Genomic DNA, 26,051 nt, shown 5'->3' on the forward strand with positions numbered 1-26,051 from the left:
GGTGACATGCCCGGGTGATTACCCGAACCGTCATCCGCCGCGGCCTGCGCCTGCTCGCGCTTGCCTTGGCCGTCGTGGTCGCGCTGGCGGGCGTCTTAGCCGCAGCGCTCCGGCTTCAGTTTACCGGTGCACCGGCGGCCTGGGCGAAGAGCACCGGCAACGACGCCCTGTGGCTGGGGCATGCCTGGGTGGACGGCCGCCGTACCGAGCGCGACGTCGAGCAGCTCGCGGCGCGGCTCAAGACGACGGGCATCAAGGACGTGTACGTCCACTCCGGCCCGTTCGAGACGGACGGCCGCTTAGACCCCGCCAAATACCCCAACGCCGGAAATTTCGTGAAGTGGCTGCGTGAGCACGCTCCCGGCATCCGCATCTCCGCCTGGCTCGGCCAGCGGGTGGACGGCTTCCTCGACCTCGACGACCCCCGCGCCCGCGCGAACGTCCTGTCCGGCGTCGCCGCCATCATGAAGCAGGGCTTCGACGGCATCCACTACAACTTCGAGCCCATCGGCGACGGCGACACCGACTTCCTCGACCTGCTGGAGCAGACCAGGCGGCACACCGGCCTGCTGTCGGCCTCGACGCCGCAGATCGAGCCCTATCCCGGCCTGCGCCTGGCCGCCAGGGCCGCGATCGGCCACGACAAGTACTGGTCTCAGGGCTTCTTCGAGCAGGTCGTGGCGCGGGTGGACCAGGTGGCGGTCATGACGTACGACTCGTACCTGCCCGCCCAGTCCCTGTACGGCGGCCACGTCGCCCGCCAGGCCCGGCTGGCGCTCGACCTGGTGCCGGAGGACAAGGCGCTCTACATCGGCGCGCCCGCCTACCATGACCACGGCGCGCCCTGGCTGGACGCCGCCGAGAGCGTGGCGATGGCCGCGGAGGGCGCCGGGCTCGCGCTCACCGACCACGGCAGGCGCGAGCGGTTCGGCCTGGCGCTCTACGTCGACTTCGCCGCGACGGAAGAGGATTGGCGCGAGTACATGACACGATGGCGTTGATTTGAGCAGCCGCCTTGAGTATTGGTAACCTGGCTAACTGCGTGTGGCGCGCCCTCTCTCGAGCCCGCGCGCCCCATCCATCACTCAGACTTTCACCGAGGCTTCTTCGTGGCGAACATCAAGTCCCAGATCAAGCGCAACAAGCAGAACGAGAAGGCTCGCCTGCGCAACAAGGCGGTCAAATCGTCTCTGAAGACGGCCATCCGCAAGTTCCGCGAGGCGGCCGAGCAGGGTGACGTCGAGAAGGCCGTGGCCCTGCAGCGGGCCGCCGCGCGCCAGCTCGACAAAGCCGTCAGCAAGGGTGTCATCCACAAGAACCAGGCGGCCAACCGCAAGTCCGCGATCGCCAAGCAGGCCGCGGCCCTGGCTTCCGCCAAGTAGTAACGGTGCCGTCGCATCGGCGACGGCACCGGCCTCTGAACGCCGTACTCCATTCGCCGGGAGTGCGGCGTTTTTGTCATTTACGCCGTCGTTTTGTCACGGTTTCGATATCACACGGCCGTATCGGGTGCATCACCGTTGCAGAGATCACCTTGCCGCTCACCTGCGATATCCCCGAGGGTGCACTAAACAGTGCAAAGGGGGACGCATGCGGGCGCCGTTGGTCGTCAAGAGGGCGTTCAGCGAGCCGCTGCTTCTCCTGGCCGCGTTCGGCTCGATCCTGCTCGCCACCACCACGCTCGTGGCGCTGACCATGTACGCCTCCTCCATCGCGGAGGCGGGCGTCCGCAGGACGATGGAGACCGCCTCGCACGAGCAGATCGCGGCCACCGTCAGCGCCCCCATCACGGCGGAGACGTTCCCGAAGTTCGACCAGGCCGTACGCACCGAGCTGACCGCCGCCTACGGCCGCGCGCCCGACGTGGCCACCAGCCTGCGCTCCGACTCCTACACGATGCCGGGCCAGGAGGACAGGCAGCGACCCGAGCTGCTGCGCTTCGGCAGCTACGACGGGCTCGACCGGCACGCCAAGCTCGTCAGCGGCGCCTGGCCCCAGGCCGGCGGCGACAACGACACCGTGCAGGCCGCGATCTCGCTGTCGGCGGCATCGGAGACCGGGTTCAAGGTCGGGCAGGAGTTCACCACGCGCGGCCGGCTCGACGAACGCGCGGTACGGGTGCGCGTGGTCGGCGTGTTCCAGCTCGACGACCCCTTCGGGGCCCGCTGGACGGGCGAGCCGCTGCTCAGCAGGGGCGTCGAACGCGGCGAGTTCAGCACGTACGGGCCGCTGATGGTGGCGCGCGAGACGTTCATCGACCGCTTCGCCACCAACGTCAACGCCACCTGGACCGCCGTACCCGACCTGCGCGCGCTCACCCCCGAGCAGCTGCGCCCGATGGCCGCCGCGATCTCCGGCCTTGAGGACCGGCTGAAGGAGAAGGGCTGCGGCAGCTGCGTCGCCGCGAGCCACCTGCCCGAGCTGCTCACCCAGCTCGACACCGCCTCGCTGGTGGCCCGCTCCACCATGCTGATCCCCGTGCTGCAGCTGCTGCTGCTCGCCGCGTACGCGCTGATGCTGACCGCGCGGCTGCTGGCCGACCACCGCCGGATGGAGGTGGCGCTGCTGCGCTCGCGCGGCGCGGGGACCGTGCGGCTCGCGGTGCTGGCGGGCGGCGAGGCGCTGCTGGTGGCGCTGCCGTGCGCGATCGTGGCGCCGTTCCTCGGCCCGCCACTGCTCGCGCTGATCAACCGGCTGCCGTGGATCGAGGCGGCGGGCGTGCGGCTGGCTCCCGAGGCCGACCTGGGGACGTTCCTGGTGTCGTCCGGAGTGGCGCTGGCCGCGGCCGTGCTGCTCATGGCCCCGGCGCTGGCCGGGGCGCGCAGGACGTACGTCGAGGAGCAGGCGGCGCGCGGGCGCGGCGGCGGTCGCGGCCTGATCGAACGGGCGGGCGCCGATCTCGCGCTGCTGGTCGTGGCCGGGCTCGCGATCTGGCAGCTCCAGCGTTACGGCGCCCCCGTGACCGCGACGGCGGCCGGCGGCCTGGGCATCGACCCGCTGATCATCTCCGGTCCCGCGCTGGCCCTGCTCACCGGCGGCATGCTCGGGCTGCGGCTGGTGCCGCGCGTGTCCAGGCTGGCCGAGAAGATCACCTCAAGGTGGCCCTCGCTCGCCCCCGCGCTCGGCGCGTGGCAGGTGAGCAGGCGCCCGCTCAAGTACGCGGGGCCCGCGCTGCTGCTCACCATGGCCATCTCCATCGGCATCGTGTCGCTCGCGACCGCGGCGACCTGGCGTACCTCGCAGCTCGACCAGGCCCGCCACCAGGCCGGTGCCGACCTGCGGCTGTCCGGCCCGCCGGACGGTCCCGAGCTGGGCGCGCTCGGGCGCGGCACCGCGTTCACGACGCTGCCCGGCGTCAGCGCCGCGTCCCCGGGTTTTCGCGGGCAGATCGACGTGGGCGGCGAGAACGCGATGCTGGTCGCGCTCGACGCCGGCAAGCTGGGCGAGCTGTTCCACCTGCGTCCCGACCTGTCGGCGCAGCCGGTGAGCGAGCTGTCGCGGACGCTGATCGGCGGCCGCGCGGACCGGCTCGAGCTGCCGGGACGGCCCGCCAAGGTGACCGTGACCGCCGAGGCGAGCGCCGAGCTGTCGGCCCGGCTGGTGCTGACCGACGCGCTCGGGGTCTGGCGTGACGTGCCGCTCGGCGTGCTCAAGGCCGGTACGAACCGCCTCGAAGTGGACCTGCGGCCACTGGCCGGGCAGAACGGCAGGATCACCTACCCGGTCTCGCTGCTCGGCGTGATCGCCGGAGCGCCGTCCGGCAAGGCGACGCTCACGGTCACCGGGCTGAGCGCCGACGGCCGGCAGGTGAGCGCGCCACGGCTGACGATGGAGGCCGAGCAGGCCACCGCCGCCGCGTTCGTCCAGCGGCCGCAGCCGGGGCCGCTGCCGGTGGTGCTGACCGCCGACCTCGCCGCCTCGCTGAAGCTCGCCGCCGGGCAGGAGGGACGGGTCAGCATCGACCGCCGGGTGCTGCCGGTCAAGGTCGTCGGCGTCGTCGAGACCATGCCCACCACCACGGCCGGGCAGCAGGCCGTGCTCGCCGACTGGGAGACGATGCAGACGTACGAGCTGGCCATGGCGCAGCCGCCGCGGCCCGCGACCGAGTGGTGGCTGGCCACCGCTGACGGCACCGCCGCCACCGCGGAGCTCAAGAGCCACCCCGAGTGGGACGTCACCGTGCTCGACCAGCGCGCGCTGGCCGCGAGCCTCCAGGACGACCCGCTGGCCAGCGGTCTGCAGGGGGCGCTCATGCTGGGCTTTGCGGCCGCGCTGGTGTTCGCCGCGCTCGGCTTCCTGGTGAACGCGGCCGTGGCGGCGCGCGAGCGGATGTCCGAGTTCGCGGTGCTGCGGGCGCTCGGCGTGAGCCCCCGGCAGGTGCTCGGGATGCTGGCCATGGAGCAGGCGTTCGTCGTGGGGCTGTCGCTGCTGGCCGGCACGGGGCTCGCGGTGGTCGTGGGCGTGCTGGTCGTGCCGCACATCGTGCTCACCGGGCAGGCCGCGGCCGTGACGCCCGGCGTGGTGCTCGACATCCCGTGGGGGGCCACCACCGCGATGCTGGCCCTGGTCACGGCGGTGCTGTTCGCGATCGTCGCCGGGCTGGCCCGCACCGTACGCCGGCAGCACAGCCTCCGGGAGGAACAGTGAGAATCGGGCTGCTCTCCCGGGTGCACCTGGGCCCTCTGGCGGTGCTCTTCGCGCTGACGCTGAGCGCCTGCCTGCTCATCTCCGGGCTGCCGCGGGCCACCGAGTCCGCGTACGACGAGGCGCTGCGCCGCGCCCTGGCCGGCGCGCCCGGCGTGCAGACCGACCTGACCGTCACGGTGGGCACCTGGTCACCGGCGGTGGACCTGCGCGAACGCGCCCAGTTCGACTCGCGCATGCGCGTCTGGCAGAAGATCCTGCCCGCCACGCTCCGCCCGCTGGTGACCGGGCCCGGCCACATGAACGCCAAGACCGCCGCCACCCCCATCGCCGGAACCGGCGGCTCCTCCTACCTCAACCTGGGCTGGCTGTCCGACGCCGACCAGCGCGTCGAGTGGGTGCAGGGCAAGGCGCCAGGCGCGCCCTCGACGATGCGGTACGAGGGCGAGACGATCCCCGTGTTCGAGGCCGGGGTCGTCGAGGAGGCCGTGCGCGAGATGAACCTGCGCATCGGCTCCACCACGGTGATCGGCGAGCACGACTACGCCGCCGTCAAGATCGTCGGAGTGTTCCGCGCCAAGCAGGCGGACGACCGCTACTGGTCGCACCACAACGACATCCTGCACGTGCTCAAGCTGCAGCCGCCGGGCAGTCTCGACTTCGAAAGGCACGCCACCGCGCTGCTGTCCGACGCCGGGCTCGCCAAGCTCAGCGGCGAAGGACGCAACCTCGCCTACCGGTGGACGCTGCCGCTCGATCCGCGCGGTGCGAGCGCCCTGGACGTGCCCGGCCTGCAGGCCGCCATCGCCGAGTTCGGCCGGGTGGTGGACATCCAGTCCACCGGCACCGTCGCCCCGTACTCGCTGGAGACCGGGCTGCCGCACCTGCTCGCCGAGTTCCAGGCGCAGCTGTCCACCGCACAGACCGTCATGTACCTGGTGCTGGGCGGGCTGCTCGCGGTCGCGCTCGGCGTGATCGTGCTGGCCGTGCAGCTGCTCTCCGACCGGCTCGACCACACGCTCGCGCTGACCAGGGCGCGCGGCGGGTCTCTGGCGCAGGTGGCGGGCACGGCGGCCGCGCTGACCGCCATGGGCGTGGTGCCGGGAGCGGTGGCCGGGTACGCGCTGTCGTACCTGGTGCCGGGCACCGCGCGGCCCATCGTGCACGCAGGGCCGGTGATCGTGGTGCTGGCCGCCGCCGGGTTCGCCGCCGTGCGGATCGCGCTGGCCCACCGCGCTCCGCTGCACGAGCGGCGCGCGGACGTCGCCACCGCCCGGCCGTCCGCCAAGCGGATCACGCTCGAGGTGCTGATCGTCGTGCTGGCTGTGGCGGGGGCGTACCTGCTGCGGGCGCGCGGGCTGAGCGCGTCGGCGGGGCAGGACCCGTTCCTGCTGATCGTGCCGGTCGCGCTGACCGTGGCGGCGGCGCTGGTCACGCTGCGGCTGTATCCGTACCCGCTGCGGCTGATCGTCCGGCTGGCGGCGCGCGGGCGGGCCGCGGTGCCGTTCTTGGGGCTCACCCGGGCGGCGCGGGCGCGTGCCGCGAGCGTCATGCCGGTGCTGATCCTGCTGCCCGCGCTGGCCGTGTCGGTCTTCGCCGCCGTCGTCTCCGACGGCATCGCCGGCACCCAGCGGCTGGCGTCCTGGCAGCGGGCCGGCGCGCCGATCAAGGTGACGTCCGAGAGCGAGATCCCGGCCGCCGTCATCGACGAGATCCGCAAGGCGCCGGGCGTCGAACGGGTCGTGCTCGCGCAGCGGGGCCAGGTCCAGGTCGGGTACGGCGCGGAGCGGGCCGAGGCGCTCGCCGTGAACGTCGCCGAGTGGCGGTCGATCCTGTCCGGCGCGCCGGTGAGCCTGCCCGCGGTGTCCGGAGGCGCGATCGTCTCGCCGGAGCTGCGCGGGCGCGGGACGCTCGACCTCGGCTGGCAGTCCCGGTTCAAAGTGCCCACCGCCGCCGTCGCCGAGTCGGTGCCCGGCTTCTTCACCACCGGCAAGTTCCTGGTCGTGCCGCTGGAGGTGCTGCTGCGCCCGGCCGTCAACACGCTGCTCATCCAGGGCGACGCCGACGTGGCCGAGCTGGCCGCGCTTGCGCCGTCGGCCACCGTGATCTCCCAGGAAAGCGCGCTGGCCGGCATCCAGGACGATCCGCTGACCGGCACCGTACGGGCCACACTGGTGATCGTGACGATCGCACTGGCCGGCTACGCGCTGCTCGCCGTCGTCCTGCTGCTCATCGTCGGCGCGGCCGACCGCGCCAGGGCGGTCTCCTTCCTGCGCACGCTCGGGCTGTCGGACCGGCAGGCCCAGTGGCTCACCGTGCTGGAGGTGCTGCCCATGATCCTCATGACCGCGCTGGCCGGCCTCTGTCTCGGCCTGGCCCTGCCCACCGCGCTCGGGCCCGGCGTCGATCTGTCGTCGTACGCCGGTGACCTGCCCGTCGGCGACTACTCGCCCGACCCCGTCCTGCCCGGCGCGCTGGCCGCGGGGCTCGCCGTGGTCGCCGTGCTCGGCGCGTACGCGCACACCGCCATCAGCCGCCGCCGCAGCCTCGGCGCCGTCCTTCGAGTGGGGGACCTCACATGAACCCGACACTGTCAGAGCTGGAAGCGAAGGCCAAGCGGGAGAAGGCCGTCTTCGGCGGGGACGCGCACATCGTGTGCGACAACCTCGTCCGCATCTACAAGACCGAAGGCGTCGAGGTCGTCGCGCTGCAGGGCCTCGACCTCGTCATCGACAAGGGCGAGCTGGTGGCCATCGTCGGCGCCTCGGGTTCCGGCAAGTCCACGCTGCTCAACGTGCTGTCCGGGCTCGACGTGCCGACCGCGGGCGTGGCCAGGGTGGCCGGCATGGACCTGCTGTCGATGACCGCCCGCGACCGCCTCCACTACCGGCGCTCCGTCGTCGGCTTCATCTGGCAGCAGACCGCGCGGAACCTGCTGCCGTACCTGACCTCGCGGGAGAACATCGAGCTGCCGATGAAGCTGGCCGGCAAGCGCCGCCGCCGCGAGCGCGCCGACGAGCTGCTCGAACTCCTCGGCGTCGCCGACTGCGCCGGGCGCAAACCGCCCGAGATGTCCGGCGGGCAGCAGCAGCGCGTCGCCATCGGCGTGGCCCTGGCCAACTCCCCGCAGCTCATCCTCGCCGACGAGCCCACGGGCGAGCTCGACAGCGAGACGTCCGAGCAGGTCTTCGAGGCGCTGCGCACCGCCAACAGGGAGCTGGGGGTGACCGTCGTCATCGTCACCCACGACCCCATGGTGGCCGAGCAGGTGGACCGCACCGTCGGCATCCGCGACGGGCGTACCAGCAGCGAGACCGTGCGCCGCGAGGGCGCCGAGGGACAGATCATCGCCGAGGAGTACGCCGTGCTCGACCGCGTCGGACGCCTCCAGCTCCCCCGCGACTTCATGAACGCCCTCGACATGGAACGCCGGGTGCGTCTCGAACTCGAATCCGACCACATCGGCGTGTGGCCCGCCCGAGAGGAGCCGTCCGAATGAGTCAGTCGCCCCTGGTCGAGGTCGAAGGGCTGCGCAAGGTCTACCGCACCGGGCCCAAGGAGGTCGTGGCGCTGCGGGAGGTGTCGTTCGCCGTGTACCCCGGTGAGCTGGTGGCGCTGCGCGGGCGGTCCGGGTCCGGTAAGACCACGCTGCTCAACCAGATCGGCGGCCTGGACAAGCCGGACGCCGGGCGGGTGGTCGTGGACGGGCGCGAGATCACCGCCATGTCCGAGGACGAGCTGCTGCAGGTGCGGCGCGACGTCGTCGGGTTCGTGTTCCAGTCGTTCGGGTTGATCCCCGTCCTGTCTGCGGCCGAGAACGTGGGCGTGCCGATGCGGCTGCTGCGGGTCCCTGCCGCTGAGCGGGAGGAGCGGGTACGCGTGCTGCTCGCGCTCGTCGGGCTTGAGCAGCACGTCAACCAGCGGCCGTACGAGCTGTCCGGCGGTCAGCGGCAGCGGGTCGCCATCGCCCGCGCCCTGGCCAACCGGCCCCGGCTGCTGGTGGCCGACGAGCCCACGGGGCAGCTCGACTCGCAGACCGGGCGGCAGATCATGGAGCTGTTGCGGGCGCTCGTACGCAGTGAAGGCGTGACGGCGCTGGTGGCCACCCATGACCCCAGCCTGATGACGGTGGCGGACCGGGTGCTGGAGATCAGCGACGGTGTGGTGCGCGAGGCCGCCCGTACCTGACCCCGGCAGTTGCGGCACCGGTGGAGAGCCGTTCGGCACCTGTGGAGGATCGTCCGGCACCCGTGGAGAGCCGCGCGCTCGCCCCCACCTCCGATGGGGTTTCCGTCACCTGCCGTGAGCACTGGGGGCGACGGCCCGCCTCGGTTTCGGCGCCCAGACGATGGCGGCGAGGTTGACGACCGCGACCAGCACCCCGCCCACCACCGCCGGCGCCGCGATCCCGGCGAGCCCGGCCAGCGGCGCGGCCACCGCCAGCCCGAACGGCCGCGACGCGAACGAGATGAGCTGGTCGAACGACCGCACCCGCCCGAGCGCGTGCTCCGGTACCTCGTCGGCAACCACCGTCTCCCACAGCGGGCTGAGCAGCCCAAGCCCGAACATCGCCACCGCGTAGGCCGCCGCCATCACCGGCAGCGACGCCCCGGCGGCCAGCGCCGCCATCGGGAACGCGTAACAGGCCGCGCCGAGCTGCACCGCGACCACCGGCCGCCGGATCGGCAGCCTCGGTGCCAGGAACACGCCCAGCACCATGCCCACGGTGCCGCACTGCACGATCACCGCCCAGCCCGCCTCGCCGCCCGCCTCCCGTACGGCGACGACGGGGCCGAGCGTCAGGAACAGGCCCGCCATGAAGTGCCACACGCCGTGCCCCGCCACGCAGGCCAGGAACCACGGGCGTTCGCGGACCTCCCGCCACCCCTCGACCAGATCCCGCCCGAACCCCGAGCCTCTGCCGATCAGCTCCCGCCATGGCCGCTGCCTCGATCCGCCTGCGTTCTGTGCCGGCGCACCGCGTCCAGGCCCGGCCGTCGCCCCTTGCCCGGCAAGGGACTCCTGCTCACCGGCTGCCTCTGCGCTGACCCGGACCGTCTCCTCGCTGCCCCGGACCGTCTCCTCGCTGCCCCGGACCGTCTCCTCGCTGACCTGTAGCGCCTCCTCGCTGACCCGCACCGCCTCCTCGCTGACCCGCACCGCCTCCTCCGGAACCGGCGACGTCTCCCGGATGCCGCCGAGGGTCCATGCCGAGCACGCGAACACCGCGGCCGTGATCCCCGCCGCCCACCCGGGCCCGGCGACCACCGTGACCGTCCCCGCGATCGCCGGCGCGGCCACCGCGGACAGGCTCGTCACCACCCCGATCCGCGCGTTCACCCGCAACCGGTCCGGCCCGGGCACCACCGCCACCACCAGCCGGGGCACCGCCGGGCTGCCGAACGCGATCGCCACCCCCGCCACCGCCGACAACACGGCCAGATCGAGCACCCGGTAGACGCCGAGCAGCAGTTCCACGGCGATGATCGCCTGCGACAGGCACCGGGTCAGGTCGGCGAGCAGCACCACGCGTGCGGGCCTGATCCGGTCGGCGAGCACCCCGCCGACCGGCAGCAGCACCAGCAGTGGAACGAGCTCGGCGGCCAGCACCACACCCAGCTCGCCCTCTCCACCTCCGGCCCGCAGCACCGCCAGCGTCAGGGTGGTCGGGATGAGCGCCGTGGCCAGCGCGGACAGGCAACGCCCGATGAGCAAACGCGTAATCACGCCGCCTGAGGATATTTCGACAGCGAATCTTTCGTCAACTAATTACCTGCTCCCCTATGCTCCCAGGCATGGAGGACTCCGTCGATCGTCACCTGGCCCGCTGGCGCGGAAAGGCGCCCTTCGACGAACGGGTGGAGGCGATCGTGACCCGCCTGCAGTTCCTGGTGAAGCACATCGCCCACACCAAGGAGGCGGCCCTGTCGGAGGTCGGCATGCAGGACTTCGAGTTCGAGACCCTGCACCGCCTCGTCGCCCGCGGCGGCACCGCGACGCCGTCCGAGCTGGCCGCCGACCTCCTGCTGTCGCCGGCGGGCATGACCGGCCGCCTCGACACGCTGGAACGTTCAGCCCTCGTACGCCGCGTACGCAGCACCGAGGACCGCCGCCGGGTGGACGTCGAGATCACCCCCAAGGGCCACGACCTGTGGATGGAGGCCATGACCATCCGCGCCGAGGTCGAAGCCTCCATGATCAACGCCCTGTCCCCCGAGGATCAGGTCCTCCTCGACGGCCTGCTCAAACAACTCCTCATCAACGCCGAGAACCCTCGCTGACGAGCACCTTCTCAGGCGTCGAGCTGGTGATCCGCCCAGACGTAACTCACCGGCAGCAGATCGGCGATCGGCACCATCCGAAGGCCGTCCTGCGTACCGACGATGACCTTGAGCGCCGGGAAGTAGTCGAGAAGGAACTGCCGGCACCGCCCGCACGGCGGCACCACCCCACGGTCACGATCTCCCACCGCGACCATGACATCCAGCTCGTAGATCCCCTGACCGGCGGCCGTACCGACGACGACCATCTCCGCACACGGGCCGCCGGTGAAGTGGTAGGCGTTCACCCCGGTGACGATCCGGCCGTCCCGCGCCCTGGCCGCGGCCGCCATGGTGTGGTTGTCGCCGCGGCAACGCGTGGCCGCCACGCGCGCCGCCGCCCGTACCAGCTCCTCATCGACCCGCTCACCCGGCACAGCCCCACTCCCCGAACCCAGCGCCCATCATCGTGACTCACGGCCCACTGTGCCAGACCCCTTACCCCGCACCGCCTTCCGCCCCGTAAGACACCCCGTACCCCACGCCCTGGCCACCGCCCGAGACGGCGCGCCCGCACACCCACCCACCGGCCACCACCCGAAACGCACACCCACACACCCACCCGCCACCACCCGAAACGGCACACCCACAACCAGGACACCACCCAGCGCGGCGCGCCCACGCACCCACGCACCGGTCACCACCAGGGGCGGCCCGCCCGCACCCTCACCCCCAGGACGCCACCCGACACGAGCCCCCCGCACACCTGCACACCCACCACCCGGCGCGACGTCCCGACCCCGCCAGCGGACACGACGACTTCTCCGCCGACGGGCAGGGGTGGTCGGCGGCGGTGTCGAGGACCCAGCGGGCCACGGCGGCACCGCGACGGCCGGGGCGGGTGCTGCCGACAACGAGAGGCCACGCACCACCCCGCGCAACCCCGAACCGCCGGCACCAGCCACGCACCACCCCGCGCAACCCCGAACCGCCGGCACCAGCCACGCACCACCCCGCGCAACCCCGAACCGCCGGCACCAGCCACGCACCACTCCGCGTATCCGCAAACCCACCAGGCCGCCAAAGCACGGAGCCACGAGGTCACGCGGGCAGGGGGCCGCAGTCAGGCACCGCCCCCACACAGCACCCCGCTACAGCGCCACCACTCAGCGGCCGTTGCGGCACGCCACGATGACCTGCACCGTGTGCTCCAGCGCGTAGGCCGGGTCCGCTCCCCCACCCTTGACCTGCTCGTCAGCATGGGCCACGGCCTGGATCGCCCGGGCCAGCCCTTCCGGCCCCCAGCCGTTCAGCTGCCGCTTGACCCGATCGACCTTCCACGGCGGCATGCCGACATGGCTGGCCAGTTGCCCGCCCCGGAGATTGCGAGGCGCACTGGCGACCTTGGCCAGCGAACGCAACCCGCCGGCCAGCGCGCTGACCAGCAGCACGGGGGCGACGCCGGTGCCGAGCGCCCACCTCAACTGCTCCAGCGCCTCCGCCAGTCGCCCCTCCACCGCCGAGTCGGCGACGTTGAACCCGGTGACCTCCGCCCGCCCCTTGTGGTAGCGAGCCACTGCCGCCGCATTGATCGTCTTGTCCTCGGTGTCGAACATCATCTGGGAACAGGCCGCGGCCAGCTCCCGGAGATCGTTCCCCACGGCGTCCAGCAACGCCTGAGCCGCATCGCCCGAGATGCTGCGCCCGGCCCGCTTGAACTCCCCCTTGATGAACTCCAACCGCTCACCGGACTTGGTGAGCTTGCTCACCGTCACCACCTTGGCGCCGGCCTTCTTCACCCCATCGACCAGCGCCTTGCCCTTCACCCCACCCGGGTGGGCCAGCACCATCACGGTGTCCTCGGACGGCTGCTTCGCGTACGCCACGATCTCGGCGATGACGTCCTTGCCGAGATCCTGCGCTCCGCGGATCACCACGACGGACCGATCCCCGAACAACGACGGCGACGTCAGCTGCGACAGCTCACCCGTCGTGACCTTGCTCCCGACGAGGTCGTGCACCTCGATCTCAGGGTCGGCGCTCCGGGCCGCCGCGACAACCCCGCTCACCGCCCGCTCGGCCAGCAACTCCTCGTCGCCGACGACCAAGGTCACAGGTGCTGGATCGGTTCCCGCCATGTCAGGCAGCATGCCACGCCCCACCGACAACTAGGTACTCGACGACCAACCCCGAGCCGCCTCCGTACCAGCCCACCTGTCTCGCTCTCGACGACCAGGGCCGTCGAAGCGACATAAGGCCAGGCTCCGAAGAGCTGCAACAGCCCCTCGAACGCCGACGAGAGCCCCAAATCACCACGAGACACTGTGCGGGCAACCGCGGACTAGGGGCCGCGCGGGACCACCGCCAGGCCGCCACCCTCCTGCTCGACCACAGCAATATCCCCCGACTTGTCCGTACGGTGAACCGTGAGGCCGAGCCGCCGCAGCAGGTTCAGCGTGGACGCCGCGGGATGTCCGTAGTCGTTGTCCGCCCCCACGCTGATCAACGCCGCCCGCGCCCCCAGCGACGCCACGAACTCGGGCGACTGCCGGTTCGACCCATGATGCGGCGTCTTGAGGATGTCGGCCCGTACGGGCATCCGCCGCACCAGCTCATCTTGCGCCTCGGTCTCCAAGTCTCCGCCCAGCAGGATCGACCCGGACCGCCACCGTACGTGCACCACGACGCTCGAGTTGTTGATCGCGCTGCCCTCGCCTTGCCCAGCCGACTCGCCGGCGGCGGGGTCGGGTGCGAGGACGGTCAGCTCCGACGGGCCGAACCGCCAGCGGGTGCCCGGCCGAACCGTCCACTCAGGGATGCCGCGTTGCCGCAGCATGCCGGCGATGCGCCCCTCGGCCCGCGCACTCGTACGCTGCGGGCTGACCACGACGGCCCCGACGCGACGGTTCCTGAGCACGCCCGGCAGACCGTCCACGTGGTCGGCATGGGGATGCGTGAGCACGAGCAGCGGTACGTCCACGACGCCGAGTCTTCGCAGGCACCGATCCATGACCACCGGGTCCGGCCCTGTGTCCACGACCACGCCCCTGCCGGGACCGGCCGCGACCACCAGGCCATCGCCCTGCCCGACGTCGCACATGACCATCAACCACCCCTTGGGCGGCCAAGGCCCAGCGATGGGGCGGATCACCAGAACCGCCACCAAAGCGGCACCGGCCACCGTCAGCGCCACCGCGCGCCAGGCACGGCGTCTCATGACCGGTACCGCCACCGCCACAGCGAGCAGCAACAGGCCGAGCCCCACGATCCCCGCCGGCCACGGCACCGTCGCGAACGGCACGCCCACCGCCCACCGGGAGACCGTGATGATCCAGCCGACCGCGTACCCGGCGGGGATGGTGAGCATCCGCGCCCCGTCGAGCCACACCGGCGCAATCAGAGCGGCACCGAACCCGAGCAGGGTCGCGGGCGCCACCGCCGGCGCGACAAGCAGGTTGGCGATCACCGCGACGGGCGTCAACTGCCCGGCCATCAGCACCAGCACGGGTGTCACGGCGAGCTGCGCCGCCGCAGGCACGGCCACGGCCTCCGCCAACCACCGCGGCAACCGCAACCTCCGCCGACGTTCAGCGAAAACCCCACCACCAACAGCAGAACCGGACGCACAACCACCCACCCCACCACCAACAGCAGGCGAGAGGGAGACACTCTGCCCAGCGGCTAGGCCAGGGATGGGGGTGGAAGCGCGAAATACGCCGGGATGTTCGAACTCCCCCTGCGACGTCTTTGTGCCCGTCAGCTTGTCTCGCCAGCGTGGGGCGAGGAGGAGTATGCCGGCGGTGGCCGTGACGGAGAGGGCGAAGCCGTACGAGCGGGCGAGTTCAGGCACGAACAACATCAGGAGCAGGACCGTGGCCGACAGGGCCGCGACGCCGTCCTTCGAGCGGCCCGTGCCCATGGCGACCGCGGCGGCCAGCCCCATGAGAAGGGCGCGCAGGACGCTCGGCGACGGGCGGGCGACCACGGTGAACGCCAGCATCGCGACGGCGGCGAAGCCGGCCCGTACCGGAAGCGACAGGCCGACGAGTCGGGACAGCGCGAGTGCCGCGCCTGCCACGATCGCCAGATTGGCACCGGATACGGCGTTCAGATGGCTGAGACCGGCTTCCCTGAAGTCGGCCGTCACCTGCGGGTCCATGCGGGAGACATCGCCCACGACCAGGCCCGGGAGGAGACCCCGCTGGTCGGGCGGCAGAACGTCGGCCGCCGCTCGCAGGCCCGACCGTATCGCTCCCGCCGCCGTCTGAAGGCTGGACGGGGGCGCCAGGGGACGGGGCGGCTCGCGGACGAGCAGGATCGCGGCCACCGATGTGCCCGGCGTCGGCTTGGCCAGGCGTCCAGTGACCTCCACCTCCTGTGTGGGCAGGTAGGAGCGCCAGGCCGAGCCCGTCGCGAAGACCATGATGGGGACATCCACCGCTTGCCGCGACGTGGGCGTCTGGATGACCTTCAGTGTCGCCGGGACGACGTAGCTTTCCTGAGCGAAACGGCCACTTTCGTTGGGTCTGCGCCGAGGGTCGTCGGTCAGGGCGATCTGGGCGGTGATGAAGGCGTTCTTGGCGGCGAGCTCGGCGGCCGGTCCGGTGGTGATCGCGTGAACGCGCAGGGCCACAGAGGCGGCCGTCGCCGCCGTACCGATGAGGGTGGCGATGATGACATTGCGCCATCCAAGGCCGAGCCGGCGGGCCGGCTCTTCCGTGGACTTCCGGGTACGCCAGAGCGTCACCAAAGCGGCGACCGCGGCACCAGCGGCGGCGATGAAGCCGACGAAAGCGGTGCATCCGAGCAGGATCAGTGCAGTGGCCCAGGCGGCCAACGCCGGAAGCGCCAAGGGCCAAGCAGGCTCGGGCTTGGCAACGGCGGGCTCCGACGGTGGCCGAGGCACCGGACGGCGGCTGCGCCGAGCAAGAGCGACATCAAGCCTTCGTACGGAGCCAGGGCCGGAGCTGAGGGAACGGACGCGAGTAGGGCCGTGAGCGCGGGCGGAGTCAGAACCAACGATTCGCGCAGGGTCGGAAATATGGAAACGGACAGGGTCGGGGCTGAAGCCTCGGGCCGCACCGGAACCAAGAGCATGCACAGAACCAGAACCGAAGACCTGCGCAGCATCGGCGCCGAGTGCACGCTCAGGGTCCGGGCCGAGAGTGCGAGCGTCATCAGAGCTGTGGGCGCGGGTGGGGTCGGGGACAGGCATGTCAGACGCGGACCTTCGGCTTGATCTCCTCGAACTTCCTCGGGCCGATGCCTGAGACCTCGCGGAGCTGGTCGACGCTGGTGAAGCCGCCCCGGCTCGTACGGAACTCCACGATGCGCGCGGCCAGGACCTCGCCCACGCCCGGAAGCTGTTCCAACTGGTCGGCGGTGGCCGAGTTCAGGTCGAGGACGGCGGTCGCGGGGTCGATCATCGGGGAGCCGGGTGCCGCCTGGCCAGCTGGGGCGCCCACCACGATCTGCTCGCCGTCGATCAGGCGTCTGGCGAGGTTGAGCTGGCCTGTGGAAGCGCCCTTGGACACGCCTCCGGCCGCTGTGACGGCATCCGTCACTCGGGAGCCTGCGGCAAGCAGGTAGACACCCGGCTTCCTGACCTTGCCGGCCACGTGCACGGTGACTTTGGCGGCAGCCGCTGCCGAGGGGGTGACCGCAGGCGGAGGTGTGATCGGTGCGGGCGGTGGCAAGGGTTGGGGCGTCGGCTGCGCGCGCCAGACGAGGAAGGCCGCCACCGCTGTGGCGAGCACCCCGATGGCGAGGAGTGCCCGTAGACCGGGCTTGCCCGGGTCGAGGGTGGGGCTCTGGGCGGCCAGGAACTTCCGGAGAGCCTGGAGAGAGGCCGATGAGGGGTCAGCGGTCGGGGCGGACTTCTGCGCCCGGTCAGCGGATGCTGAGGGTCGCTGTGATGGTGTGCCAAGGTCAAGTGGCGTCCAGCCGTCCCCCGCCGCGTCGAGGTGCGCTGGTCTCGGGAACTGTCCTGCCGGGCCAGAGCTCAAGGGCACTCCAAGGTCAGTGGCCTGGTCGGCATGCGACGACGCCTCAAGTTCCGTGGAAGGACCGTCATGCGGCCACACGTCGAGATCGTCAGGTGTGTGAACGCGCGGAGATTCTCCACGGTCGACTGACGGGGACATGCGCGGCGACGGCCTGCGCGTAGGTGAAGAGTCATCATGTGGTGGGGCCGTCGGCATCGTGAGTGAATCGCGGTGCGACGGCACCGGAACGTCGGCCGCCGCGCCATGGCGCACGGGCATCATCGAGGGGTCTGCCGACAGGGCGCGCTGCGGTGACTCCGTAGGGTCCGCAGACGAACCGGGGTACAGAGACGGACCGGGGTGTGGGGAGGTGCCAGGGGCCGGCGACGCGGACGGGCCGTGGTTCGGGGAAGGGCTGGGGTTCGGGGGCGCAGACGGGCTGGGGGCCGGGAACGGCCCGGAGTACGGGGACAAGCCGGAGTACGGGGACAGGCTGGAGTACGAGGGCAGGCCGGAGTACGAGGACATCGCCAGGTGGCCGACAGGCAGGGCGCGGTGCGGCGATGTCTCAAGGTCGGCCGGCGGGGCGACGTCTGACGCCTTCGCACGGTTCAGTGGTGAGTTCGGGCATTGCACGTCAACGGCGTCCCGGGGCGGAGCGGAGTCTCCTAGCGGAGCAGGGTGGAGCAGTGATGACAGGTCGCGTGGCGAGCCGGAGCGCGCCGGTCGTGTGTGGTGCGATGATGCGCCGGTGTTCGCCAGGTCCGCCGCCCAGAAGGCAGCGGAGAACACGGCGATGTCTTCCTTCCTGCGTTGTTCCTCGTCGAACGGATGGGAGACGACGGATGCCGGTGAGCCCGCCACAGCCAGGGCGACGCCGGACCATGAGCTCGCGTCTGCGGGCCCAGCAACGGCGGGTGCTTCCTCCTCGATGCGGTGCGGTGTTTGCGACGGGCGTACGTCAGCGAAGACGGTCGTCGTCGGTGAACCCGCCGCAGCGGTGACGACGCCAGACGGCGGGCCCGCGTCAGCGGGAACGACGCCTGGCGGCAGGCTCACGTCAGCGGGAACGACGCCTGACAGCGGGCCCGCGTCAGCGGGAACGACGCCTGACAGCGGGCCCGCGTCAGCGCGGGCGGCAGCCGGCGATCGGCCTGCGCCCGTGGAAGCCGAGGTCCTCGGTGGCACCGGCTCGGTGCGGGTGGAGTTCAGCGGCGGACTCGTGGCAATGGGACGCTCGGTCGTCCGGGGCCCGGCATCGGCGGGCACGGCGCTCGGCTGCCGCTTCGGGATGTCGCCGGCGTCTCGTCGGAACTCTTGATAGGGCGGGCGGTGCTTGGAGACCGGCCCGATGCTCTTCGACCGGGTGGGCCTGGCGAGACGGCGACGGGAACGGCGGGCAGGCGCGGTGATCGCCCGTATCCGGAACTCGGCTATGACGCGCTCTGCCGCTCGATCGGGGGTTCGCACGGCAGCGAAGGTACGGCCAGGCGGCGGGCGGGAAAGGGCCGAGCGGCGTTCTGGGGATAGGTACCGGTCTCGGTGCCAGGCTGTGGATGAGGTGATCGGAAGGACGACCGGCGTCGGCTCGGCCCGCCGATGCGCTCATGCCTGCGTCAGGGTGTCCTCGTCGGGTCTGCTGCAGGGTGTCGCCGGTACGTCTGCTCACGGTGTTGTTGCAGGGGCTTTCGGAGCGGCCGAAGGGCCGGCGTTAGATGTCGCTCGGCGTCACGGTCAGGCCGAGCATTCCCGGACCGACGTGTACGCCGATCACCGCGCCCACCTCGACCACCCGCAGCTCCCCCAGCCCCGGCACCCGCTTCGACAGCCGTTCCGCGAGGCCCTCGGCTCGCTCACGCGCTCCCAGGTGCTGCACCGCCACGTTCACCGGCCTGTCGCCCGCTGCCTCCACGGCCAGGTCCTCCAGGCGGGCGATGGCGCGGGATGCCGTACGGACCTTCTCCAGGAGCGAGATGCGGCCGCTGGTGATGTGCAGCAGCGGCTTGATCATGAGCGCGGAACCCACGAGGGAGGCCGCGGTGCCGATACGGCCGCTGCGGCGGAGGTAGTCGAGGGTGTCCACGTAGAAGAACGATCGTGTTGCGGAGATGCACCGGTTTGCGGCCGAGACCACCTCCTCCATGGGGGCGCCGCCGGCGGCGGCTCGGGCGGCGGCCAGCACCGGGTAACCCAGGCCCATGGCGATCGAACGGCTGTCGATGACGGCCACCGGTACGGGTGCCTCTCTGGCGGCGGCGCGGGCGGACTCGATCGTGCCGGACATCTCGCCGGAAAGGTGGATTGAGACGATCGCCGTGGCTCCGGCGGCGGCCAGGGCCGAGTAGCAAGAGGCGAAGCTGGCAGGCGACGGGCGAGAGGTGGTGGCCGAGGCCAGATCGCCGGTGAAGGAGCCCTCATCGAAAACGTCCGGGGTATCGGAAGGGGCGGCCGTCGTGGTCGAGGAGGCGGCTGAGCTTCCCGAGGGGGCGGCCGTCGTGGTCGAGGGGGCGGCTGAGCTTCCCGAGGGGGCGGCCGTCGCGGTCGAGGAGGCGGCTGAGCTTCCCGAGGGGGCGGCCGTCGCGGTCGAGGAGGCGGCTGAGGATCCGGAGGGGGCGCCCGGAGTGCCTGGGGTGTCAGGAAGCGGGGCGGCCGGACTTTCGCAGTGAACGCTCGGCCTGCCAGGCGACACGGCCGGGCCTTCGGAAGGTGTGCTCGGGGTGTCAGCCGGCGCGGCTGGGCTTTCGAAGAGGGACGAAGCGCTCAAGGAGGACGCGGGAGGTCGTGGCTCCAGGGGCTCAGCGGGGTCTCGCCGCTCTTGCGACGACGGCGGGCTGGCGCCGTCCTCCTTCATACGTGCGCCCTTGGCGATCACCTGTACGGGAACCACGGACACCCCAGGCACAGAACCCAGGTAAGCAGTCGAATCGGTGACAACAGCAACCAAGGGTGGCATACCACCGAGATTAACTACTGAACGGGCGTTCCACCCCGCCACACTCGACGCGGCTTGAGGCCGAAGGACCAGGCGAACGCGCCCTCGTGGTCGGCGTCCCACTGAACGATGTCCGCCAGCCGCCCGGGAGCCAGCACGCCGCGGTCGGGCGCGCCCAGGACCGTGGCGCCGCCGAGGGTGGCCGCGCGCAGGGCGTCGTTGACGCTCATCCCGAACGCCGACACCGCCATCGCGATCACCAGGGACATCGAGGTGATGCCGCAGAAGCCGGGGTTGTGGTCGCTGCCCAGGGCGATCTGCACGCCGTGCTTGATCATCTGGCGGACCGGCGGCAGGTGGCCGCGCTGCAGCGCCGTGGCCGGGCAGACGACCGCCGGGACGCCGTACCGGGACATGATGGCGATGTCCTCGTCGGACAGGTGGTGCAGGCCGTCGGCGGAGGCGCACCCCAGCTCGGCCGCGAGCTGCACGGCGCCCCGGCGGCTGTAGATGCCGGCGTGGATGCGGGGCAGCAGCCCGACGTTACGGCCGGAGGCGAGCACCCAGCGGGACTCCTCCGTCGTGAAGTGGCCCTCGTCGCAGTAGACGTCGACGCTGTCGGCGCCGGCCGCGGCCGCGTCGGCGCACCACGCGCCCACGGCCTCGACATATTCGCGCTGCCTGCCGAAGTACTCGGGCGGCACGACGTGCGCCGCGAGGAACGTGACGTGCACCCGCGGCATCATCGGCTCCTTCTCCAGCTCGCGCAGGAGCCGCACGTCGGCGAGCTCGCCGTCGCGGGTGAGGTGGTAGCCGGTCTTGGCCTCGACCGTGGTGGTGCCGCTCAGCAGCCAGTCGCGCAGGCGCTCGCGTACGCCGTTGCACAGGGTCCAGGGGTCGGTGCCGCGGGTCACGGTGACGGTGGAGCCGACGCCGCCGCCCGCCGCGGTGATCGAGGCGGACGTGGAGCCGCCCGTACGGATCGCCAGCTCGGCGTAGCGGTTGCCGGCGTAGACCGGGTGGGTGTGCGCGTCGATGAGCCCGGGCGTGACGAGGGCGCCGCCCAGGTTTTCCACGTGGTCGACGTCGACGATGTCGTCGACGACGCCCGGCACGCTCTGCGGCAGATCTGGAGCGCGCCCCACCCACGCGATGCGATCGTTGTGCACCAGGATGGCCGCGTTGCTGAGAACCTCGTTGCCGGTCCAAAGGCGGCCGATGTTGGTCAGAAGCCGAACGGTCACCGCATCACCACCCCGCACGACCCCCTGCACGGGTGCAGGACACAGCGCACGGCTACCTGCGCCGCGCCCACTGAGTCCGCTCCGGGTCCGGACGACATGGGGGGTCTCCTGCTCTCATCCGCATCGAGTAGTGCGGTGACCGTATCGCCGGACACATGATCCAGCGATTTCAGTTCAGTTACGTTATTTCACATGTCGGGCTGCTGTACAGGGTTATTCGGAAGAAAGACCATTCATCCCAACCATCCCGCAGCCCTGCCTCGTCCCCACGGCCCCCGCTGACGACTTGAACACGCCCAGTCATCATCCGAAACCTAGAACCTGAACCCAAAAACCAGACCAACGTTAGGTCTGGCCAATCCTAGCAACCCCAAGGGGGCCCGGACCACTGCCGCTTTTGGGGATGTCTGCACGCTTTGTGGAGAGTGTCGCACAACCATAGCGATGGGTACGGCGGCGCGAGTTATCGCAGCGTATGCATAACTCTGGGCGGTCTATCACGGGACCGTTATACGACGTGTGCACGCAGCGCCACCATCACCCGCCGCCCATCCGTGACATGCGAATGAAGTGGCACGTCGATGTGCCGGTCGCATGGTTTGGACGGCATCGCAGGAAGACCCTACGACGGCTCTGGGCGGGCGCCGGAGACGGCCACAGCGGGGACTGGAACGACCACAGGCGGGTGCCGGAGACGACCGCAGGCGGACGCTGGAGACGGCCACAGGCGGACGCTGGAGACGGCCACAGGCGGGCGCTGGACGTGACCGCAGGCGGGCGCTGGAGTGCCCCGTGCGGCCCAGACCTCAGGAGACGGGCGTCGGCAGCCTCTGAACGGTGTGTGCGTGCCGTTGAGGCGTTACCGAAGGGCTCTCTGCGGCGGTGGCCGCCGGGCGGTGGCCGCCGGCCGCGATCCCGAGGCGGCGCCCGGCAACTCTCCGTCTGAGCGTCTTAATCCGGTCGCCGTACGGCGCGCGCGAGCGCCCCTCATTCCCGAGAGGCGCTCACAACGTACGGAACAAAAGATCAGGAGACCCGCTCCACCGGCTTACCGACCCGCAGCAGCTCCTGCGACAGGCTGGGCAGAACCCGGGCGTGCAGGATGGTGCCGTCCTCCACGTGCTCGACGGACAGCACCTCACCCTCCTTGTGCGCACGCGAGATCAGATCGCCCCTGTCGTACGGCACCAGCAGGTGCACCTCGTGATCGAGGCGCGGCAGGCGTTCCTCGATGAGCCGCATCAGCTCGGATATGCCCTGGCCGGTGCGGGCCGAGACGACGATGCTGTCGCGCTCGCGCCGGGTGATGCGGTCGAGCACGTCCTGGTCGGCGGCGTCGGCCTTGTTGATCACCACGATCTCGGGGATGTCGGAGGCGCCGTCGATGTCGCGGAGCACCTCGCGGACGGCCGCGATCTGGCCTTCGGGGTCGGGGTGCGAGCCGTCGACCACGTGCAGGATCAGGTCGGCGTCGCCGACCTCCTCCAGCGTGGAGCGGAACGCCTCGACGAGCTGGTGGGGCAGGTGGCGCACGAAGCCGACGGTGTCGGCGATCGTGAACAGCCGGCCTTCGGGCGTACGGGCCCTGCGCACGGTCGGGTCGAGGGTGGCGAACAGCGCGTCCTCGACCAGCACGCCCGCGCCGGTGACGCGGTTGAGCAGCGAGGACTTGCCGGCGTTGGTGTAGCCGGCGATGGCCACGGCCGGGATCTCGCGGCGCTGGCGCCGGTAGCGCATGGTCTCGCGCGAGGTGGACATGCCGCTGATCTGGCGGCGCAGCTTGGACATGCGCTCGCGGATGCGGCGCCGGTCGAGCTCGATCTTCGTCTCACCGGGGCCGCGGCCGCCGATGCCGACGCCGCCCGCGGCGCGACCGCCGACCTGGCGCGACAGGTTGCCACCCCAGCCGCGCAAGCGCGGCAGCAGGTAGGAGAGCTGGGCCAGCTCGACCTGCGCCTTGCCTTCGCGGCTCTTGGCGTGCTGGGCGAAGATGTCGAGGATGAGCGCGGTGCGGTCGATGACCTTCACCTTGACGACGTCCTCGAGCTGGCGGAGCTGACCGGGGGTCAGCTCGCCGTCGCAGATGACGGTGTCGGCGCCGGTGGCCTCGACCACGTCGCGCAGCTCCAGCGCCTTGCCGGCGCCGATGTAGGTGGCGGGGTCGGGCTTCTGGCGCCGCTGGATGAGCCCGTCGAGCACCTGCGACCCGGCCGTCTCGGCCAGGAGCTTGAGCTCGCGCAGGGAGTTTTCGGCGTCTTCGGCGGTGCCGCTGGTCCAGACGCCGACGAGGACGACCCGCTCGAGCCGCAGCTGCCGGTATTCGACCTCGGTGACGTCCTGAAGTTCTGTGGACAGGCCCGCTACTCGGCGCAGTGCCTGGCGGTCCTCAAGGTCCATGTCGCCGGTCTCGATCGGGTCGAGCGCGGGGTATTCGTGCATAAAAGTCATCTCTATGAGGGAACGTCTGGACACCTCGGTGTCTTCCCACGATGGTGGCACGACACCCTCGGCTCGAGCACCTGGTTATCAGGCGAGTCCCACAGACTGTCAAGACGGCGAGACGGTGATGTCCCCCGAGCCGGCCGTGACAGAGATCTTGTTCGGCGCGGCCGTGTCCTGCTTGACGCCGACGGTGACGTCGCCGGAGCCGACCTGGCTGTCGATCGCGTACGGCTGGTCGGGCACGCGCACCTCGATGTCGCCCGAGCCGGTCTTGAGCCGGATGTCCTCGGGGGCGGCGGTGTATTTGAGCTCGACGTTGCCTGAGCCCAACTCGCCGGAGAGCTTCTTGCCGGCGAGCCCGGCCGCGTCCACGTCGCCGGACCCGGCGCTCAGCGTGATCTCGCCGGTGAGGTCTCTGAGCGTGAGGTTGCCCGAGCCGGACTCCAGGTTCATGCGCAGGCCCTTGGGCACCTCGATCTTGTAGTCGACCCCGCAGGCCCCCCACTCCGACGGGCACTTGTAGGTGACGAACAGCTCCTGACCGTCCACCCTGTGCTCCGGCTGCGGCTTGTCGCCGCCGCGCCAGTGCAGGGTCTCGACGACGCGTACCGCATCGCCTCCCGTCTCCGTGATGACCGCGTCCCCCGCCTTGCTGACCAGCCTCAGCGCGGTGACCTTGTCGGTCACCTCGTACGACACCGTGTCCTCGTGGTTGGGCCCGGCGAGGCTCGCGACCCCGCACCCGGTGAGCAGCACGGTGGAGGCCAGCAGCCCGCCCGCGATCGCAATCCTTCTCATGGGGCAGATCCTTCCCTGAGGGCAGGTGCTCCGGCATCGGGGATCACCCCGGAATCACTCCCGGGTAACCCCGACCTTTGACCCGCGAAGACCGCCAGAGTAGCTTGACTTCCACAATCCAGAATTCATTTTCCACTATATGGAAAAGGGTGAGGCTCATGGAGATCACCGGCCCGAAGCTCGACCGGTTCGACGAGATACTCACGCCGGAGGCGCTCGCGTTCATGGAGACGCTTCAGCGCGAGTTCGGCCCGCGCCGCCTGGAGCTGCTCGACGCCCGCCAGGCCAAGCAGGCGGAGCTGTCGGCGGGCGGCAGGCTCGACTTCCTCCCGGAGACCAAGGAGATCAGGGAGGGCGAGTGGAAGGTCGCGCCGCCCGCGCCGGGCCTTGAGGACCGCCGCGTCGAGATCACCGGGCCGGTGGACAGGAAGATGACCATCAACGCCCTCAACTCGGGCGCGAAGGTGTGGCTCGCCGACTTCGAGGACGCCAACTCACCGCTGTGGGAGAACTGCGTGGCGGGCCAGCTCAACCTGCGCGACGCGCTCGACCGCACGATCGACTTCGAGACCGGCGGCAAGTCGTACACGCTCAAGCCCGACGACGAGCTGGCCACGATCGTCGTGCGCCCGCGCGGCTGGCACCTCGACGAGAAGCACGCGCTGGTGGACGGCGAGCCGGTGTCGGGGTCGCTGTTCGACTTCGGCCTCTACTTCTTCCACTGCGCGCAGCGGCAGATCGACAAGGGCAAGGGCCCCTACTTCTACCTGCCGAAGATCGAGTCGCACCTGGAGGCCAGGCTCTGGAACGACGTCTTCGTCAGGGCCCAGGACCTCCTCGGCATCCCGCAGGGCACGATCAGGGCGACGGTGCTCATCGAGACCTACCCGGCGGCGTTCGAGATGGAGGAGATCCTCTACGAGCTGCGCGACCACTCGGCGGGGCTGAACGCCGGCCGGTGGGACTACCTGTTCAGCGTGATCAAGAAGTTCCGCACGCGGGGCCGCGAATTCCTGCTGCCCGAGCGGAACGCGGTGACGATGACGGCGCCGTTCATGCGGGCCTACACCGAGCTGCTGGTGCGCACCTGCCACAAGCGGGGCGCGCACGCGATCGGCGGGATGGCGGCGTTCATCCCCTCGCGCCGCGACCCGGAGGTCAACGCGGTGGCGCTGGAGAAGGTGCGGGCCGACAAGACCCGCGAGTCCAACGACGGCTTCGACGGTTCGTGGGTCGCGCACCCCGACCTGGTGCCGATCTGCCGCGAGGTGTTCGACGGGGTGCTCGGCTCGCGGCCCAACCAGATCGACCGGCTGCGCGAGGACGTCAACGTCACGGCGGCGGACCTGCTTGCGGTGTCGGACACGCCGGGCGACATCACCGAGGCGGGGCTGCGCAACAACGTGGACGTGGGCCTGCGCTACCTGGCGGCCTGGATGGGCGGGCAGGGCGCGGCGGCCATCCACAACCTCATGGAGGACGCCGCCACGGCCGAGATCTCGCGTTCGCAGATCTGGCAGTGGATCCACAACGACATCACGCTGTCCGACACCGGAGAGCAGGTGACGAAGGAGCTCGTGGAGCGGATCATCGGCGAGGAGCTGGCCAAGATCGCCGAGGAACCGGGCTACGACGAGGGTCTGTACGCGCAGGCGACGGCGCTGTTCAAGCAGGTCGCGCTGGACGACGACTTCGCGGAGTTCCTGACCCTTCCGGCCTATGCTCAAATGCCATAAAGAAGCGTACA

Annotated in this window: 18 protein-coding genes; 9 read left to right on the forward strand and 9 right to left on the reverse strand. The window is 71.0% G+C overall.

All coding sequences use genetic code 11. The annotated features are described in order from the left end of the window. Positions 1-14 precede the first annotated feature (14 nt). The 6 genes from AB0K67_RS12170 to AB0K67_RS12195 all read left to right on the forward strand — a co-directional run bounded on the left by AB0K67_RS12170 (position 15) and on the right by AB0K67_RS12195 (position 8,832). Positions 15-1,001: a hypothetical protein gene (locus AB0K67_RS12170; protein WP_364057072.1), complete on the forward strand. Its 987-nt coding sequence runs from the start codon at positions 15-17 to the stop codon at positions 999-1,001. Between the two features lie 108 nt (positions 1,002-1,109). After that, on the forward strand, positions 1,110-1,382 hold the full coding sequence (gene rpsT, locus AB0K67_RS12175) for a 30S ribosomal protein S20 (RefSeq protein ID WP_364057075.1): 273 nt from the start codon (positions 1,110-1,112) through the stop codon (positions 1,380-1,382). A 208-nt stretch (positions 1,383-1,590) separates the two neighbouring features. Further along, on the forward strand, positions 1,591-4,647 hold the full coding sequence (locus tag AB0K67_RS12180; protein ID WP_364057078.1) for an ABC transporter permease: 3,057 nt from the start codon (positions 1,591-1,593) through the stop codon (positions 4,645-4,647). Next, complete coding sequence (locus tag AB0K67_RS12185) at positions 4,644-7,226, forward strand: FtsX-like permease family protein (RefSeq protein WP_364057081.1); 2,583 nt, start codon at positions 4,644-4,646, stop codon at positions 7,224-7,226. Before AB0K67_RS12180 ends, AB0K67_RS12185 begins: the two co-directional genes overlap by 4 nt. Beyond that, positions 7,223-8,143, forward strand: coding sequence for an ABC transporter ATP-binding protein (locus tag AB0K67_RS12190; protein WP_364057084.1), 921 nt, complete (start codon positions 7,223-7,225; stop codon positions 8,141-8,143). The genes AB0K67_RS12185 and AB0K67_RS12190 overlap by 4 nt, the downstream gene beginning before the upstream one ends. After that, positions 8,140-8,832, forward strand: a complete 693-nt coding sequence (locus AB0K67_RS12195) for an ABC transporter ATP-binding protein (protein ID WP_364057087.1) — start codon at positions 8,140-8,142, stop codon at positions 8,830-8,832. Before AB0K67_RS12190 ends, AB0K67_RS12195 begins: the two co-directional genes overlap by 4 nt. Positions 8,833-8,937: 105 nt before the next feature. Here AB0K67_RS12195 and AB0K67_RS12200 read toward each other — a convergent pair whose 3' ends face one another. Further along, positions 8,938-10,371, reverse strand: coding sequence for an MFS transporter (locus AB0K67_RS12200; RefSeq protein WP_364057090.1), 1,434 nt, complete (start codon positions 10,369-10,371; stop codon positions 8,938-8,940). A gap of 68 nt (positions 10,372-10,439) precedes the next feature. On the opposite strand from AB0K67_RS12200, the gene AB0K67_RS12205 reads away from it, so the two are divergent. Beyond that, the gene (locus AB0K67_RS12205; protein WP_364057093.1) at positions 10,440-10,925 is read left to right on the forward strand and encodes a MarR family transcriptional regulator; all 486 of its coding nucleotides are present in this window, start codon (positions 10,440-10,442) and stop codon (positions 10,923-10,925) included. Positions 10,926-10,936: 11 nt separating this feature from the next. On the opposite strand, the gene AB0K67_RS12210 is transcribed toward AB0K67_RS12205, so the two are convergent. From AB0K67_RS12210 to AB0K67_RS12230, 5 genes are all read right to left on the reverse strand, one after another. After that, the gene (locus tag AB0K67_RS12210) at positions 10,937-11,341 is read right to left on the reverse strand and encodes a hypothetical protein (RefSeq protein ID WP_364057096.1); all 405 of its coding nucleotides are present in this window, start codon (positions 11,339-11,341) and stop codon (positions 10,937-10,939) included. A 729-nt stretch (positions 11,342-12,070) separates the two neighbouring features. Next, positions 12,071-13,042: a DNA polymerase III subunit delta gene (gene holA, locus AB0K67_RS12215; protein WP_364057099.1), complete on the reverse strand. Its 972-nt coding sequence runs from the start codon at positions 13,040-13,042 to the stop codon at positions 12,071-12,073. A 203-nt stretch (positions 13,043-13,245) separates the two neighbouring features. Continuing rightward, complete coding sequence (locus AB0K67_RS12220) at positions 13,246-15,741, reverse strand: ComEC/Rec2 family competence protein (RefSeq protein WP_364057102.1); 2,496 nt, start codon at positions 15,739-15,741, stop codon at positions 13,246-13,248. A gap of 379 nt (positions 15,742-16,120) precedes the next feature. Further along, positions 16,121-17,416 carry a helix-hairpin-helix domain-containing protein gene (locus AB0K67_RS12225; protein ID WP_364057561.1) on the reverse strand — a complete coding sequence of 432 codons (1,296 nt, stop codon included), beginning with the start codon at positions 17,414-17,416 and terminating at the stop codon, positions 16,121-16,123. Positions 17,417-18,599: 1,183 nt separating this feature from the next. After that, positions 18,600-19,283, reverse strand: coding sequence for a DegV family protein (locus AB0K67_RS12230; protein ID WP_364057564.1), 684 nt, complete (start codon positions 19,281-19,283; stop codon positions 18,600-18,602). A 58-nt stretch (positions 19,284-19,341) separates the two neighbouring features. Between AB0K67_RS12230 and AB0K67_RS12235 the strand changes: the two genes are divergently transcribed. After that, positions 19,342-19,554, forward strand: coding sequence for a hypothetical protein (locus tag AB0K67_RS12235; RefSeq protein ID WP_364057602.1), 213 nt, complete (start codon positions 19,342-19,344; stop codon positions 19,552-19,554). Between the two features lie 301 nt (positions 19,555-19,855). On the opposite strand, the gene hutI is transcribed toward AB0K67_RS12235, so the two are convergent. The 3 genes from hutI to AB0K67_RS12250 form a co-directional block, all read right to left on the reverse strand. Next, the gene (gene hutI / locus AB0K67_RS12240) at positions 19,856-21,064 is read right to left on the reverse strand and encodes an imidazolonepropionase (RefSeq protein ID WP_364057105.1); all 1,209 of its coding nucleotides are present in this window, start codon (positions 21,062-21,064) and stop codon (positions 19,856-19,858) included. 1,026 nt (positions 21,065-22,090) lie between these two features. Further along, on the reverse strand, positions 22,091-23,512 hold the full coding sequence (hflX, locus tag AB0K67_RS12245) for a GTPase HflX (RefSeq protein WP_364057108.1): 1,422 nt from the start codon (positions 23,510-23,512) through the stop codon (positions 22,091-22,093). Positions 23,513-23,611: 99 nt separating this feature from the next. Beyond that, positions 23,612-24,304 carry a DUF4097 family beta strand repeat-containing protein gene (locus tag AB0K67_RS12250; protein WP_364057111.1) on the reverse strand — a complete coding sequence of 231 codons (693 nt, stop codon included), beginning with the start codon at positions 24,302-24,304 and terminating at the stop codon, positions 23,612-23,614. Between the two features lie 158 nt (positions 24,305-24,462). Between AB0K67_RS12250 and aceB the strand changes: the two genes are divergently transcribed. Next, positions 24,463-26,040, forward strand: a complete 1,578-nt coding sequence (gene aceB / locus AB0K67_RS12255) for a malate synthase A (protein WP_364057114.1) — start codon at positions 24,463-24,465, stop codon at positions 26,038-26,040. Positions 26,041-26,051: the final 11 nt, after the last annotated feature.

This window comes from Nonomuraea sp. NPDC052634 (assembly GCF_040678535.1).
Classification (GTDB): Bacteria; Actinomycetota; Actinomycetes; order Streptosporangiales; family Streptosporangiaceae; genus Nonomuraea; species Nonomuraea fastidiosa.

Bases quoted from the DNA above. Each gene is read 5' to 3' on its own strand.
- holA (WP_364057099.1), bottom strand. From the start codon at position 13,042: ATGGCGGGAACCGATCCAGCACCTGTGACCTTGGTCGTCGGCGACGAG.
- hflX (WP_364057108.1), bottom strand. From the start codon at position 23,512: ATGACTTTTATGCACGAATACCCCGCGCTCGACCCGATCGAGACCGGC.
- AB0K67_RS12180 (WP_364057078.1), top strand. From the start codon at position 1,591: ATGCGGGCGCCGTTGGTCGTCAAGAGGGCGTTCAGCGAGCCGCTGCTT.
- AB0K67_RS12205 (WP_364057093.1), top strand. From the start codon at position 10,440: ATGGAGGACTCCGTCGATCGTCACCTGGCCCGCTGGCGCGGAAAGGCG.
- AB0K67_RS12195 (WP_364057087.1), top strand. From the start codon at position 8,140: ATGAGTCAGTCGCCCCTGGTCGAGGTCGAAGGGCTGCGCAAGGTCTAC.
- AB0K67_RS12225 (WP_364057561.1), bottom strand. From the start codon at position 17,416: ATGTCCTCGTACTCCGGCCTGCCCTCGTACTCCAGCCTGTCCCCGTAC.
- AB0K67_RS12190 (WP_364057084.1), top strand. From the start codon at position 7,223: ATGAACCCGACACTGTCAGAGCTGGAAGCGAAGGCCAAGCGGGAGAAG.
- aceB (WP_364057114.1), top strand. From the start codon at position 24,463: ATGGAGATCACCGGCCCGAAGCTCGACCGGTTCGACGAGATACTCACG.
- AB0K67_RS12250 (WP_364057111.1), bottom strand. From the start codon at position 24,304: ATGAGAAGGATTGCGATCGCGGGCGGGCTGCTGGCCTCCACCGTGCTG.